General features: G+C 67.4%; 9 protein-coding genes and 1 pseudogene. 5 read left to right on the forward strand and 5 right to left on the reverse strand.

What is annotated here, in order from left to right; translation table 11 throughout:
• Positions 1 to 26: 26 nt before the first annotated feature.
• A complete protein-coding gene (locus VZQ01_RS41440; protein WP_426746404.1) occupies positions 27 to 2,909 on the forward strand; it encodes a carboxypeptidase regulatory-like domain-containing protein in 2,883 nt (960 codons plus the stop codon).
• Here VZQ01_RS41440 and VZQ01_RS41445 read toward each other — a convergent pair.
• The 3 genes from VZQ01_RS41445 to VZQ01_RS41455 all read right to left on the reverse strand — a co-directional run bounded on the left by VZQ01_RS41445 (position 2,879) and on the right by VZQ01_RS41455 (position 5,640).
• Positions 2,879 to 3,856, reverse strand: coding sequence for a terpene synthase family protein (locus VZQ01_RS41445; RefSeq protein ID WP_408890413.1), 978 nt, complete (start codon positions 3,854 to 3,856; stop codon positions 2,879 to 2,881). The genes VZQ01_RS41440 and VZQ01_RS41445 overlap by 31 nt on opposite strands.
• Positions 3,857 to 3,878: 22 nt before the next feature.
• Entirely contained in the window at positions 3,879 to 4,904 is a 1,026-nt protein-coding gene (locus VZQ01_RS41450; RefSeq protein ID WP_426746406.1) for a terpene synthase family protein, read from the reverse strand.
• Between the two features lie 202 nt (positions 4,905 to 5,106).
• The gene (locus VZQ01_RS41455; RefSeq protein ID WP_426746407.1) at positions 5,107 to 5,640 is read right to left on the reverse strand and encodes a hypothetical protein; all 534 of its coding nucleotides are present in this window, start codon (positions 5,638 to 5,640) and stop codon (positions 5,107 to 5,109) included.
• 750 nt (positions 5,641 to 6,390) lie between these two features.
• Between VZQ01_RS41455 and VZQ01_RS41460 the strand changes: the two genes are divergently transcribed.
• The 4 genes and pseudogenes from VZQ01_RS41460 (at position 6,391) to VZQ01_RS41475 (ending at position 10,090) form a co-directional block, all read left to right on the forward strand.
• Positions 6,391 to 6,840, forward strand: a complete 450-nt coding sequence (locus VZQ01_RS41460) for a hypothetical protein (RefSeq protein WP_426746408.1) — start codon at positions 6,391 to 6,393, stop codon at positions 6,838 to 6,840.
• Positions 6,841 to 7,057: 217 nt separating this feature from the next.
• Positions 7,058 to 7,921 (forward strand): annotated as a pseudogene (locus VZQ01_RS41465) (molybdopterin-dependent oxidoreductase); the annotation flags it as partial.
• A gap of 282 nt (positions 7,922 to 8,203) precedes the next feature.
• Entirely contained in the window at positions 8,204 to 9,310 is a 1,107-nt protein-coding gene (locus tag VZQ01_RS41470) for an isopenicillin N synthase family dioxygenase (RefSeq protein WP_223748629.1), read from the forward strand.
• 345 nt (positions 9,311 to 9,655) lie between these two features.
• Entirely contained in the window at positions 9,656 to 10,090 is a 435-nt protein-coding gene (locus VZQ01_RS41475; RefSeq protein ID WP_408890415.1) for a hypothetical protein, read from the forward strand.
• 144 nt (positions 10,091 to 10,234) lie between these two features.
• On the opposite strand, the gene VZQ01_RS41480 is transcribed toward VZQ01_RS41475, so the two are convergent.
• Complete coding sequence (locus VZQ01_RS41480; RefSeq protein ID WP_426746409.1) at positions 10,235 to 12,247, reverse strand: acetyl/propionyl/methylcrotonyl-CoA carboxylase subunit alpha; 2,013 nt, start codon at positions 12,245 to 12,247, stop codon at positions 10,235 to 10,237.
• Between the two features lie 9 nt (positions 12,248 to 12,256).
• A complete protein-coding gene (locus VZQ01_RS41485; protein ID WP_223748632.1) occupies positions 12,257 to 13,864 on the reverse strand; it encodes a carboxyl transferase domain-containing protein in 1,608 nt (535 codons plus the stop codon).
• Between the last annotated feature and the right edge of the window lie 2 nt (positions 13,865 to 13,866).

Raw genomic sequence — 13,866 nt, forward strand, 5'->3', positions numbered from 1 at the left:
GCGAGAGAATGAGCGCGGGAGGGACAATGAGTCGAAAGACTGTCTTCGCGGTGGCGATCGGCCTGGCGCTCGTGGGTGTGCTCTTCATCTGGCGCGCGGCATCGACAGAGGGGGGAGACGCCTCGATTCCCGCCGCGTCCGACTCCGCCTCTCGTGGTGAGTCGGCCAAGGCGAAGCCTGCGTCACCCTCCACCCCGCGAGAGACCGTGGCCCAGGCTCCCGCGACAGGTACACCTCCGGTCGCCGAAGCGATGCGCGAGGAGGAAGGGACCGTCCAGGTCGAAGTCCACGGAAGCTCGCGGCCCGTCGAGGGAGCGCAGGTATCGCTCTACGTCCAGGGGCCGCGTTCACCTGAGACAGGCCGCCCCACGTGGTTCGTCGCGGGGCGAGGAACCACGGACGCCACGGGCACGCTGCGACTCCCCGCGAGGCCCGGTCCGTACCTCGTCACCGCGAAGGCGCGGGGGTTCGCCACCGCGAGGCTGTCGCTCACCCGTCCTCGTGGCGAGGCACTCACGCCCGTACGCCTCACCCTTGGCGAGGGTGTGACCTTGTCGGGCTCGGTCGTCGAGCGCGCCTCGAAGGCCCCCGTCCCTCTCGCGAGGCTCACGCTCACGCTGCGCACGGTGCTGGCCTCCGCCTCCGTCGCGACCACCTCCGTTCCGGAGGAGGAACGTCACGAAGCCTCGGCCGACGAGCGCGGCCTCTTCCGCTGCGAAGGACTCACGCCCGGCGAATACCAGCTCGAGGTCACGGCGCCCGCCCACTCGACCCGGCGCATCGCCCGGGTCCAGGCTCCGGCCTCCGGACTCGTCGTCGAGCTCGATGGCTCGGCCTTCATCGAGGGATTCGTCGAGCTGCCGGAGGGCAAGCCCGCGGCGGGGGCTCGCGTCACGGCCACGGGCATGGGCGAGACGTTCGAGACGGAAACCAGCGCGGGCGGTGGGTTTTCGCTCGATGTGCCCCCGGGCGTCTATCAAGTGTCGGCGCGGCTGGATGCGCTGACGGGCACCGCGCGGGAGCGCGCGGTCGTCGGCGCGGGGATGACCCTCCGTGACGTCCGCATCCGACTGGGCGCCGCCGCGTCTCTCACGGGAATCGTGCGCGGCAAGGGCACCTCCGTGCCCATCGCGGGAGCCACGGTGTCCATCGCCCCGGGCACCATGGTGGCGACCTTCGACGCCGCCCCCGCCGAGGTCGCGAGCGCCACGAGCGGCACGGACGGACGCTTCGATGCGGGGAACCTCGCACCGGGTTCCTATTCGGTGACGGTCCGGGCGAAGGGCTTCCGGGTTCTGCGGCGAGAAGGCATCACGGTGCTCGCGGGTCAGCGCTTCGAGATGTTGGCCGAACTGGACGCCAATGGGCGCATCGAGGGCACGGTCGTCGACGACAGCGACCAACCTCTCGCGGGAATCCAGGTCACCCCCGAGCGTCGCTGGCGGATGATGCCCATGGAAGGCGTGCTCACGTCGGTGACGGATGCACAGGGTGCCTTCGTTCTCGAGGACGTCCCGCCGGGTGACGTCTTCGTCGCCGCGCGCCGGCCGGGCAGTCAGCTCCATGTCCGCGAGCGCGTGGCGGTGAGCCCCGGCCAGACACATCAGGTGAAGCTCAAGCTGGGGGGCGAAGGCACGCTCGAGGGAACCGTGAAGCTCGCGGACGGGCGCGTGCCCACGGCGGCCGTGACGGTCTTCGCGCAGCTCGCGGACACGGCGCGCACGGAGGCACATCAGATCCCCACCGCGGCGGACGGCACCTGGAGCATGCGAGTGCGAGCCGGGCGCTACCGCGTCGCCGCATGGCTCGTCGACGTGGGCAACCAGAACAGCGACCAGGAGAAGGTCGTCGACCTGAAGGCGGGCGCGACCGAGCGCGTGGACCTGCAGGTCCGCGAGGCGGAGCGTCCCCTCTCCGTCACGGTGCTGGAACCCAATGGCGCGCCGAGTGTCTCGGCCACGGTCATGGGGGCGGAGGCGGGCAAGAACGAGATCTTCCTCGAGGACTCCACGGATGCCTCGGGACAGGTGACGCTGGTCGCCGACTCACTGGGCACCCAGCCGCTGCACATCTGGGCCACGAATGGCGGGCGCCGGGGCGACCTGCCCTCCGTGCCGGCCACGCAGCGGTCGCTGGTCATCCAGCTCCAGCCCGGAGGGCGGCTCACGGGGGCGGTCCGCTCGGCGGGAGGCCGGAGCATCGAGGGCTTCCGCCTGGTGGTCTCCGCGACGAAGAGCGAGGACGACTTCCTGTCGCGACAGGAGCTGGAGCTCGCGGGAGATCGCTTCGTGGTCGAGGACGTCAACCCAGGCGCCGTGACGGTGTCCGTGACGCTGCCCGACGGTCGCGCGGGCAAGGCGGACACGATGAGCGTCGCGGGCCAGACGACCCCGGTCGACGTCGTGGTGGAGCCGGGCAGTGCCATCTCGGGCCGGCTGGTCGACAAGGCAGGCAAGCCCATTGCCCAGGCGTTCGTGGACGTGGATGGCCTGACCTCGGCGCCCACGGGCGCGGATGGGCGCTTCCGGGTGGAGGATGTCGCGCCGGGCCAGCACCGGGTCATCGCCTGGAGCGAGAAGACGGAGCGCGCGGAGAAGAAGCTCACCCTGGCGGTGGGCAAGTCCCAGGACGTGGGCGACTGGAAGCTCGGGCCGCCGCGCATCGAGCCGGGGCGGCTGGGAATCTTCTTCGGGATGGCCGGAGACGACGTCCTGGTGCGCGGCGTGCTCGAGAGCATGCACGGCGATGCGCTTCGCGTGGGAGACATCGTCCAGTCCATCGATGGCGCCACGGTGCTGACGGCGGGAGAGGCACGTGAGCGTGAGTTGGGGGCGCCGGGCAGCCCCGCCATCCTGATCATCCGGCGCGACACGAGGACCTATCCCGTCACCCTCTCCCGAGCCCCCTGAGACGGCTGTGCGTAGCGAGCCGTCTCGCGGGTCCAGTCCGTGGTGCCTTGCATCAGGTTCTTGATCGCGGCGATGTCGCGGTCGATGACGCTCCAGGTCTCGATGCACTGGACGCCCTGTCGTATCCGCTGCTCCACGGCGGCGAAGGTCTCGACCCGCTTCGCGATCTCACCCTCGACCTGGTCCATGGCGGCGGCCTGCCCACAGCCCTCGTGATGCATCAGGAGGAGCACCATGTTGTGCATCTGCCCGCTCGCGGCCTCCTTGGGCGCTGAATAGATGTCGTTGACCATCACCACGACGTCCGTGCACAGCGAGCGCAGCGTCGTCATGTCCTCCGTGCCATGCACGGCGGGCGGAACGTCGAGTCCCTCGGAGCGTTCACAGATGTCGAGGCTCGGCAGGACGCCGATCGAGAGCCGTCGCGTGCGCAGATAGGTCTCGAGGTCCACGGGCCATCCTTGCGTGCGCTCACGCGCCTCCTGGTAGTACGACTCGAAGTACCCGGCGAGGTCCTGGGTGAACCGTGCCTTCCAGGACGCACTCGCGCCAGCGGTCGAACGCCCCCACAACTCCAGCAGGGCGGCGCCCAGGCGCGATGAGGGGTACCGCTGGGGGGTCGAGCCCTGGATCACCGCCAACAGTTCGTCCAGCACGGCGCGGGTCGCCTCGAGGTCGAGGCCGATCGGTCCATCGAACTGGTCGTCGAAGACGAAGAGCCACCCCATCCAGTCGCTCACCAGGTCGAGGCCCGCCCCCCGGCTGTTCGGACACATCCTCGCGGACAGCCGGTCGAACCGGCTCGCGTCATAGGTCCGCAGGGCTTCGGGCTGGACGATGAGTCCCTGGAAGGCCAGCCAATGCAGGGTGTGCGCCCGAGTGGCCTCGACGTCAGGGCTGATGCCCGCGACGTAGCGAAGGTCGATTCGAGGAACGCGGCTGTGCATGGAACCCTCCTGTTGGCTGTCGTCACGACGCCTTGGCTTGCTCCCGAGAAGGATTGAGGAGCGAGGCCCAGGGCCACGCGCCCTCCTTGGAGCGGAGCTGCTCGGAGTCGCTGTACCGGCCCGACTCCAGCGACCAGTCCAGGTTGCCCCGCATCCAGTTCTTCATCGTGGTGATGCTGCGGTCGATCTCACTCCAGACCCGCGGAGTCCGGACGCCCTGGCGCATCCGGACCTCCGCCTCCTCGAAGGCTCGGACCCATGACTCCACCTGCCCGATGGCCCACGCCTGGGCGGACGCCTCATCGACGCCCTGATCCCGCATGCGAAGCAGCACCAGGTTGTGCGTCTGCCCGATCGCCGCCTCCTTGCGGGCCGAGCAGATGTCGTTCACGCCCAGCACCACGTCCACGCACGTGGACCGCATGGTGGCCATCGGCTCACAGGCGACAATCTCTGGAGGGAGCTCGTAGCCGTGCATCGGCTCGCCGAGGTCCAGCCAGGGAAAGATGCCCGCCGTCTCACGCCGAGTGGCCAGATAGGTCGACAGGTCCCCCGGCACGCCGTCCCGCCAATCCACGGCCTCGCGTTGTTGTGCTTGGAGATACCGGACGAAGCTCGTCGCGAACCGCTCGACCCAGGCCTCACTCCGCCCCGCGACCAGCCGCCCCCACAGCTCGACCCAGGCGACCGCCAGCGGAGATGAGGGATACCGCCGAGGTGTCTCGGACCGGGTCACGGACAGGAACTCTTCCAGCGCGGCGCGACTGGCCTCGATGCTCCGGCCCAGCGGTCCGTCGAACTGGTCGTCGAAGATGAAGCCCCAGGCCATGAAGTCGTTCGCCAGGTTCAGCCAGGTGCCAAGGACCTCCGGGTACGTTCGCGCGGTGAGCCGGTCGATGCGCATCTGGTCGTAGATCCGCAGTGCATCCGGGCCCACGACGAGCCCCTGCCGTGACAGCCACCGCAGGGTGTGCGCGCGACAGGCCTCCGCATCCGGGCTGATGTCAGACGGATAGGGAATGCCTATCCGCGGAATCTCTGTGCGCATTCACGCACGATAATCAGCGCAATGTTCAGCAACAACCCGAAGGGTGTCCGACGGAACGACTCTCATTCCCGTGTGGTGCGGGGGATGACGACAGCCGGGTGCGGGGTCGACGCGAGCCCGCTATTCACACGCGGACGGCTTGAGGGATTCGAGCCCAGAGGCACGCCGCCGCTCCAGGCCATAGTAGGCGCCCTCAAGCGTTTCATGGCCTGCCAATATGCAGGACGCCAGATCCGCAGTCACCTTCGTAACCATCAACGATTATCAAAAGCATGTCACCCTTCTGGATGCCAGATAGCGTCATTCTGGATTGATAGTATTGACCCACATCGTCATTGCATCCCAAGATTTGAGACGTGTTCTTGTAGTTGCGAACTTCCAAAACAGTGTCGAAGCTCGACCCCAGGGTCGAGAAAACAAATGCCCCAGAATAAGGGGCCTTCCAAATATAGGCCATATCACCTGTGCCACCTGAGTTGCAGCTCAGTCGCCACTGGTTAGACACACCGCAGGTGTTATAGGCCGCAACAGTCGGGCTGACTCGACTGCCCAGGTCCCCACCGAACTCAGACTGGGAGACCTCACCCAGATATTCTGGCAGTAGATCGTCGTCTCCACCAAAAACCGCCTCTTCAGGAGCTGGACCGCACGCCCCGAACGACAGGACTCCAATCCCCGAGAGAAAAACAACCTGAATGACCTTTCGCATAGCACGCCCCATGGTCTTGAGCTTCACCAGGCACCGAGACACGTCTTGGACCAGGCAAGCCCTGGCGCTAGCGGCCGCCTGCTCGAAAGCTATGCATCGTCGATAGACAAGGTATCGCCTGATACGCCCAGGCCACTCGCGAAAATCGGACAGTCATTCAATGCCGCCACGATGCCAGCTCCAGAAGGCACTTATTCATCATCCACTTGTGGGCAGCGCGCCCGCAGAACCGTCCTGAGCCTGACTCGCGCTGGCGTCAGTGTCCCGCTGCGCCCCTGCGCTAGGGAACGCTTGCCCCCAGCATTCGGACGCGCCGACATGACGCCGACCGGGAGGTCCGCAGTGGGAATCCTCGAACCGATGCTCCGCCGGCCCGTGCTGCATCAAATCGCGCGCGGCTCCGTCTGCCCGCACTGCGCCGTGGGCTGAGAGCACGACACCTATGTCAAAGACGCGCGCAGGCATCGACATCGAGGGCGAACCCAACTCGTCCGTGTCCCGAGGCGGCCTGTGTCCGATGGGCTCCTCGACCGTCCAACTCGTCACCGGAACCCACGTCGCCTTTTTAAGTATAGGCCGAGCTTTGAGAGAAGCCTTACAGAGTCATGAGTGCGGAACTTTGCCGTCACTTCAAATTCACCCGTGCCACTCAATGACCCACCGCCGCACATTAGCCCTCGTCCTCAAAAGCACAAACGCCTTGCAACACCAGCCTTTATTCTGGCAATGTCAGCAATCTCGGCATAGCCGGATATTGCACCTTGGGCAGGAGTCCACATGAAGCGCTGTCATATCGGTGGCGTCGTTCTTGCGATTTCACTCTCTGCCTGCGGTGAGCCATCACGCAAAGAGGGGGCTTCGGGCACGCTCGATAGCAATCAGGCTTCTTTGCTGCCGCCAGGCGATCCGCTCATTGGGAGCTACTATCTCACGGTGGATTCGTCGTACACCATGGCAATCTTTTCTGACGGGACCGGCGAAATCACAGGGCTTTCGCCTTTTGAAACGTGCAGGTCTGTGGGTGATCCACTTTATCGCAACATCACGCTGGTGACTTCCTCGCCCGAGTGGAGTGTCTACGAGGCTGAGCATTACGAAGAATGCGGCGTCGTGAGTCCTGGTTGGCAGCCCACGATCATTCAACTCGGCTGCAATTCGGCCACATCTTTCTGCGGCATCTCGGAAAACGACGGTCGTGGGCTTGATTGGGTTTTCTATCAATACTGAGTGATGTCTGTGCCGTGATAGCCGGGTAGGAAGGGCTGCTTGCGGTCCTTCCTACATCCGGTCAACGACACACCCCACCAGCGACCGTCTGGAGTCCGACGTACTCAGGCCATGGTGGCCCTCCCGCTAAGTGTCTCGGGCACACTCGGCGTCCATCATCCGGACGCGCGCCGGCATGACTCCGACCGGGAGGTCCGCCGTGGGAATCCTCGATCTGATGCTCCGCTGGCCCGTGCTGCGTCAAATCGCGCGCGGCGACGTCAAGGCGCTCGGTGATACGGCCATAACGGAGCGCAGCCGGACGCTGGAGCCCCGCACCGCTCGCGCGGACCGCGTCGTCAAATCCGTCTGCCCCTACTGCGCCGTGGGCTGCGGACAGGACATCTACGTCAAGGACGAGCGCATCATCGACATCGAGGGCGACCCCGACTCGCCCATCTCCCGGGGCCGCCTGTGCCCGAAGGGCTCCGCCACCTTCCAGCTCGTCACCGGCACCCACCGCGTCCAGCACGTGCTCTACCGCCGTCCTGGCGGCTCCGAGTGGGAACGCCTCCCGCTGGAGCAGGCCATGGACATGGTCGCCGAGCGCGTGAAGCGCACCCGCGACGAGACCTGGGAGGACACCGACGTCAACGGCTTCAGCGTCCAGCGCACGCTGGGCCTCGCGCACCTGGGCGGCGCCACGCTCGACAACGAGGAGAACTACCTCCTCAAGCAGCTCTTCACCGCCCTCGGCATCGTCCAGGTGGAGAATCAAGCCCGCATATGACACTCATCGACGGTGCCCGGTCTGGGCATCACGCTGGGACGTGGCGGGGCCACGACCTTCCAACAAGACCTGCGGAACTCTGACTGCATCCTCATCCAGGGCTCCAACATGGCCGAGTGTCACCCGGTGGGCTTCCAGTGGGTGATGGAGGCCAAGGCCCGGGGGGCGACGGTCATCCACGTGGATCCTCGCTACACGCGCACCAGCGCCGTGGCGAACCAGCACGTGCCCATCCGTGTCGGCTCGGACATCGCGTTCCTGGGAGGGCTCGTGCGCTACGTGCTCGAGCACGAGCGCTACTTCAAACGGTGGGAGCGGTGGCGGCGCGCTTCGCGGTGTTCCATGGCGGGCAGGCGTCCGCGAGGAATCCTCAGGCGACGTTCAAGCCCCAGCGACAAGGGCATGGGGCGGCGGAGGTGACGGGCCACGCGGTGGCCTCGGATGGGAAGCCCTGGAGCTTCCCGTTGCCGGTGGTGCGGTGAGGGTGCGCCCTGGTGGTTCGGCCCTGTCTGGGGAGGGGCGCTGATACCAGGGGTAGTGGCACCCACGAGGCCCTCCCTTTTGGTCGCCAGGAGCGATAAACCTGGGGGAACCATGGCCGAGACCTCTTCGCTGAACATCCCCACTGTCGACCTTGCAGACCTTGCCTCCGGCGAGGCGAGCCGCATCGAGCGCGCCGCTGCGGCGCTGCGTGAGGCGTTTGGCGTCTTCGGTCTCGTGTACATCAAGAACCACGGCGTCGACACGCAGGCGCTCCATCGCTACTACGACGCCTTCGCGGCCTTCATCGCGCGCTCGGCCGAGGCGAAGAAGCCCTACGGTCGCGCGGAGCTCTGGTACCAGCGGGGCTGGACGCCGCCGAACACCGAGGTGGCCGTCGCCGGCAATGGGCAGCCGGACTTCAAGGAGTGCTACTTCGTCGCGCCCTACCCCAACGACGAGGTGGCGGCGATGGAGTTCCCGGAGCTGTATCCGGAGAACGTCTGGCCGCCCGACGCGCCGGAGTACTTCCAGGAAGGCATCGTGACGTTGGGGCGCTCGCTCCACGAGGCGGGCCTCAAGCTGCTGCGAGGCTCGGCGGTGGCGCTGGGGCTGCCCGAGGACACCTTCACCGCGCTCTGCGAGCGGGCTCCGCACATCACCCGCGCGCTCCAGTACCTGCCACTGCGTCCGGAGCAGGTGAACACGGACATCGTCTGGGGCGAGGAGCACACGGACTTCAACCTGCTCACGCTGCTGCCCGGTGGCCGGTTCCTGAACCCCGAGGGCAAGCCGGCGCCGAGCCCGGATGACAAGAGCGGGCTGTATCTGCGCACGCGCGCGACGGACGAGGATCCGCAGGGCCGCAAGGTCCGTGGCACCGCGCCGGCGGGCTGCATCGTGGCGCAGGTGGGACAGCAGCTGGAGATCCTCACGGGCGGCACGTTCCTGGCGACGCCCCACGTGATTACGGCGCCCGGAGTCGCGGGCTGGCAGCGTCAGTCCGCCGCGCACTTCGTGCATGTGCACACCAGCGCGGTGCTGTTCCCGCTGGAGAAGTTCCGCACGCCCTCGGCCATCCGCAGCTACGCGCCGCCGGTCCTCGCGGGGACGTATGACATCAAGACGCTCGTGGACATCGGCCTCGCGCCGCCGAGCGCGCTCGACAAGCTGGGCTACCGCCACTACGACCGGCTCAACCAGCAGCGCGCGGGCGAGTAGCTCCGCGACGAACCAAAAGACAGACATGTCTATCATTGCATTGATAGACATGTCTGCTTTGTCTTGGATTGCTCTCCTCTCATGCGGGCCTACCTGATGGTTCGTGCATGTAGGCACGAGTCACGGCCCCTGTATGATCGCTGCTCGAGAGGGCTGGAAATGGCTGAAGGGCTGTTCATGTAGGCATTGGCCTCCAGGATCCTGTTCGCGAGGGTGACAGGCCCTCGAAAAGTAGCTGATAAGCTGTTCATGTAGGCATTGCACATCCAATGCGTGCCATCCCAGCCAAGGCTCGCAGCGAAAAACCACTGAACATCATGGCAGTAGGCTTCAGGAGATATCGAGATGCAAAGCGGACGTACGACGACCGTGATGGTGGCGCTCAGTCTGGGTCTGGTGATGGCGGCGGGATGCGCGAAGAAGCCTGAGGTCCCCGGCTCTCCGGAGGATGTCTATCGGCGCTTCGCGCTCGCGAACCTCACGGGCAGTGAGCAGGCCATCCGCCCCCTCATCATCGACCACCCGGACGCGGCGATCCTATGGTCGGAAGGGGCCTACCCCGCGGACGTGGCGGAGGAACTCGGCAAGCACTACCGCGAGATGAAGATCGTCCGCATCGAGGAGAAGTTCGAGTGGGTCCTCATGAAGGGCTCCGACTCTCCTATCCCGATGGAGCTCCGTCGCATCGACGGGGTGTGGCGACTCGACGCGTCGCCGATCATCGACTTCCGCAAGCGGGCGGCCGCCCAGCGCGGATCCGACTCCAGTCGGCTCCCGTGAAAACCCCCTGAGAGTCTGTTCAGGGGGAGCGCGTGCCGCGACGCCAGGCGGCGGCGAGAATCCGGCGCCGGGCCACGACACGAGCCTCACTCCACGACGAACCAAAGGCAGCGTCGGAGACCCACGACGCTGCCCCCGCTGTCCTCAGGCCACCTTCTCCTCGATGACCGCGAGCTCCGTCCCCTCGCTCACCTGCTCACCGGGGTGATGACGGAAGCTCGCGAGCACGCCATCGCGCGGGGCGGAGATGGTGATCTCCATCTTCATCGCCTCCATCACCAGCAGCGGCGTGCCCTTGGAGACCTTCGCCCCCACCTCGGCCAGGTGCGCGATGACCTTGCCGGGCATCGGCGCGCGCAGCCCGCCCTCTGCCTCCGGGGCCGTCGCCTCGACGTCGAGCGGATCGAACGACTCCAGCTCCCACCGCCGGCCTCGCGCGAACACGCTCCAGCGCGCCCCCACCGGGACCACCGTCGCGTGAACCGTCCCCTCGGGCGACGCCAGCGTCACCGCGTCCCGCTCGCCCACCGTGAACCGCACCGGCAACCGCGCCGCGCTGTCCTGCCCCCCCGGCGCCGACACCCGCATGCCATAGGCCCCAGGACCGGTCTGCTCGGCGCGAATCTCCCGCACCACGTCCCCGTGACGCAGCGTCACCAGGAACGGCGCCACCGCGCCCAGCCGGAAGCCATCCAGCTGCGCCCACGGCGAGCCCGGCTCCGCCTTCGCGGCCTCGTCGCGCGCCCGCGAGAGCACCGCCACCGCGCCCAGCCGCCAGATGTCGTCGGGAATCTCCCCCTTGGGCGGCTGCAGCGCCTCGCGCTCACGCTCGATGAGGCTCGTGTCCAGGTTCGCCTGGGAGAACGATGCCGTCCTCACCAGTCGTCCCAGGAACTCCACGTTGTTCGCCACGCCGACGACCTGGTAGCGCTCCAGCGCCTCGCGCATCTGCCGCAGCGCCGCGTCCCGGTCCTCGCCCCAGACGATCAGCTTCGCGATCATCGGGTCGTAGTGCGTGGAGATCTCATCCCCCTGCTCCACCCCCGTGTCCACGCGCACGTGCCGCGACGTCTCCGGCGGCACCAGGTGCACCAGCCGGCCCACGGACGGGATGAAGCCCGCGTCCGGGTTCTCCGCGTAGATGCGCGCCTCCATCGCGTGGCCCCGGATGGACAGCTCCGCCTGCGTCTTCGGCAGCCGCTCACCGGAGGCCACCCGCAGCTGCCACTCCACCAGGTCCAGGCCGGTGATCTCCTCGGTGACGGGGTGCTCCACCTGGAGACGCGTGTTCATCTCCATGAAGTAGAAGTTCCCCGCGGGGTCCGCGATGAACTCCACCGTGCCGGCGCCCACGTAGTTCACCGCCTTGGCGGCGAGGATGGCCGTCTCGCCCATCTTCGCGCGCAAAGCCTCCGTCATCCCCGGCGCCGGCGCCTCCTCCAGCACCTTCTGGTGACGCCGCTGCACCGAGCAGTCCCGCTCGAACAGGTGCACGTAGTTGCCGTGCGTGTCACCGAACACCTGCACCTCGATGTGCCGCGGCCGCTCGACGTACTTCTCGATGAGCACCAGGTCCGAGCCGAACGCCCCCAGCGCCTCGCGCCGACACGACGCCAGCTGCGCCTCCAGGTCCTCCGCGCGGTCCACCCGGCGCATGCCCTTGCCGCCGCCACCCGCGCTCGCCTTGATGAGCACCGGGAAGCCGATGCGCTGGGCCTCCGCCTTGAGCCGCTCCACGCCCTGCTCGTCGCCGTGGTAGCCCGGCGTCGTCGGCACCTTCGCCTTCTCCATCAACGCCTTGGACGCGGACTTGGAGCCCATCGCCCGGATGGACTCGGCGTTCGGCCCCACGAAGACGATGCCCGCCGCCGCGCAGGCCTCGGCGAGCACGGGGTTCTCCGAGAGGAAGCCGTAGCCCGGGTGGATGGCCTGGGCGCCCGTCTTCTTCGCCGCGTCGATGAGCTTCTCCACCACCAGATACGACTCGCGCGCGGCGGGAGGCCCCAGCCGGACGGCCTCGTCCGCCAGGCGGACGTGACGGGCGCCCGCGTCGGCGTCCGAATAGACGGCCACCGTGCGGATACCGAGCCGACGCGCCGTGCGGATGATGCGGCAGGCAATCTCGCCGCGATTCGCGATGAGCAGACTTTCGAACATGGTCGAGTCCTACATCCGGAAGACGCCGAATCGAGTCTCCTGAATCGGAGCATTCAACACGGTCGAGAGTGAAAGGCCGAGCACGCGACGACTCTGCGAGGGGTCGATGACCCCGTCGTCCCACAGTCGCGCGGTGGCGTAATACGGGTGCCCCTGCTCCTCGTACTGCGCGCGGATGGGCGCCTTGAACTCCTCCTCTGCCTCCTTCGCCCACGTGCCTCCCTGGCCCTCGATTCCGTCCCGCTTCACCGTGGCCAGCACCGACGCCGCCTGCTCGCCGCCCATCACGCTGATGCGCGCGTTGGGCCACATCCACAGGAAGCGCGGCGAGTACGCCCGGCCGCACATGCCGTAGTTGCCGGCCCCGAAGCTGCCGCCGATCAGCATCGTCACCTTGGGCACCCGCGCGGTGGCCACGGCCGTCACCATCTTCGCGCCGTCCTTCGCGATGCCCGCGTTCTCCACCTTCCGGCCCACCATGAAGCCGGTGATGTTCTGCAGGAACACCAGGGGGATGCCGCGCTGCGAGCACAGCTCGATGAAGTGCGCGCCCTTCTGCGCCGACTCGCCAAACAGGATGCCGTTGTTGGCGATGATGCCGACCGGGATGCCGTAGAGGTGCGCGAAGCCCGTCACCAGCGTGGTGCCGTAGCGCGCCTTGAACTCGTCCAGCCGCGAGCCGTCCACCAGCCGGGCAATCACCTCGCGCACGTCGTAGCGCTTGCGGGCGTCGAACGGGATGATGCCGCCCAGCTCGCTCGGGTCGTAGAGCGGCTCCTCGGAGCGCTCCAGCGCCACCGTGTGCGGCCGCGTGCGGTTCAGGTTCGCCACGATCCGCCGCGCGAGGAACAGCGCGTGCGCGTCGTTCTCCGCCAGGTGGTCCGCCACGCCGGAGATGCGCGTGTGCACGTCACCGCCGCCCAGGTCCTCGTTGGTGACGACCTCGCCGGTGGCCGCCTTCACCAGCGGCGGGCCGCCCAGGAAGATGGTGCCCTGGTTCTTGACGATGATGGTCTCGTCGCTCATCGCCGGCACGTACGCGCCGCCCGCCGTGCACGATCCCATCACCACGGCGATCTGCGGGATGCCCGCCGCGCTCATCTGCGCCTGGTTGAAGAAGATGCGGCCGAAGTGCTCCCGGTCCGGGAACACGTCGTCCTGGCGCGGCAGGTACGCGCCGCCGGAGTCCACCAGGTACACGCACGGCAGGCGGTTCTCCTGGGCGATCTCCTGCGCGCGCAGGTGCTTCTTCACCGTCATCGGGTAGTACGTGCCACCCTTCACCGTCGCGTCGTTGGCGACGATCATGCACTCCTGGCCCTGGACGCGGCCGATGCCGGCGATCATCCCCGCGGACGGGGACTCACCGCCGTACATGTTCCAGGCCGCCAGCTGGCCGATCTCCAGGAACGGCGAGCCGGGGTCCAGCAGGCGCTCGACGCGATCCCGGGGCAGCAGCTTGCCTCGGGAGACATGGCGCTGGCGGGAGCTCTCGCCGCCGCCCTTGGCAGTGAGCGCCACCTTCTCGCGCAGGTCGCCGACCAGCTTCTGCATCGCCTCCGCGTTCGCGCGGAAGTCGGCGGAGCGGGTATCCGTGGTTGATTTGAGGATGGCCATGG

Origin of the sequence: Myxococcus faecalis (genome assembly GCF_050039385.1) — a bacterium.
Classification (GTDB): Bacteria; Myxococcota; Myxococcia; order Myxococcales; family Myxococcaceae; genus Myxococcus; species Myxococcus fulvus.

What these genes read in the sequence shown, in the direction of transcription:
- VZQ01_RS41450 (WP_426746406.1), bottom strand. Translation starts at nt 4,904, where the DNA reads ATGCGCACAGAGATTCCGCGGATAGGCATTCCCTATCCGTCTGACATC.
- VZQ01_RS41485 (WP_223748632.1), bottom strand. Translation starts at nt 13,864, where the DNA reads ATGGCCATCCTCAAATCAACCACGGATACCCGCTCCGCCGACTTCCGC.
- VZQ01_RS41440 (WP_426746404.1), top strand. Translation starts at nt 27, where the DNA reads ATGAGTCGAAAGACTGTCTTCGCGGTGGCGATCGGCCTGGCGCTCGTG.
- VZQ01_RS41470 (WP_223748629.1), top strand. Translation starts at nt 8,204, where the DNA reads ATGGCCGAGACCTCTTCGCTGAACATCCCCACTGTCGACCTTGCAGAC.
- VZQ01_RS41475 (WP_408890415.1), top strand. Translation starts at nt 9,656, where the DNA reads ATGCAAAGCGGACGTACGACGACCGTGATGGTGGCGCTCAGTCTGGGT.
- VZQ01_RS41445 (WP_408890413.1), bottom strand. Translation starts at nt 3,856, where the DNA reads ATGCACAGCCGCGTTCCTCGAATCGACCTTCGCTACGTCGCGGGCATC.
- VZQ01_RS41460 (WP_426746408.1), top strand. Translation starts at nt 6,391, where the DNA reads ATGAAGCGCTGTCATATCGGTGGCGTCGTTCTTGCGATTTCACTCTCT.
- VZQ01_RS41480 (WP_426746409.1), bottom strand. Translation starts at nt 12,247, where the DNA reads ATGTTCGAAAGTCTGCTCATCGCGAATCGCGGCGAGATTGCCTGCCGC.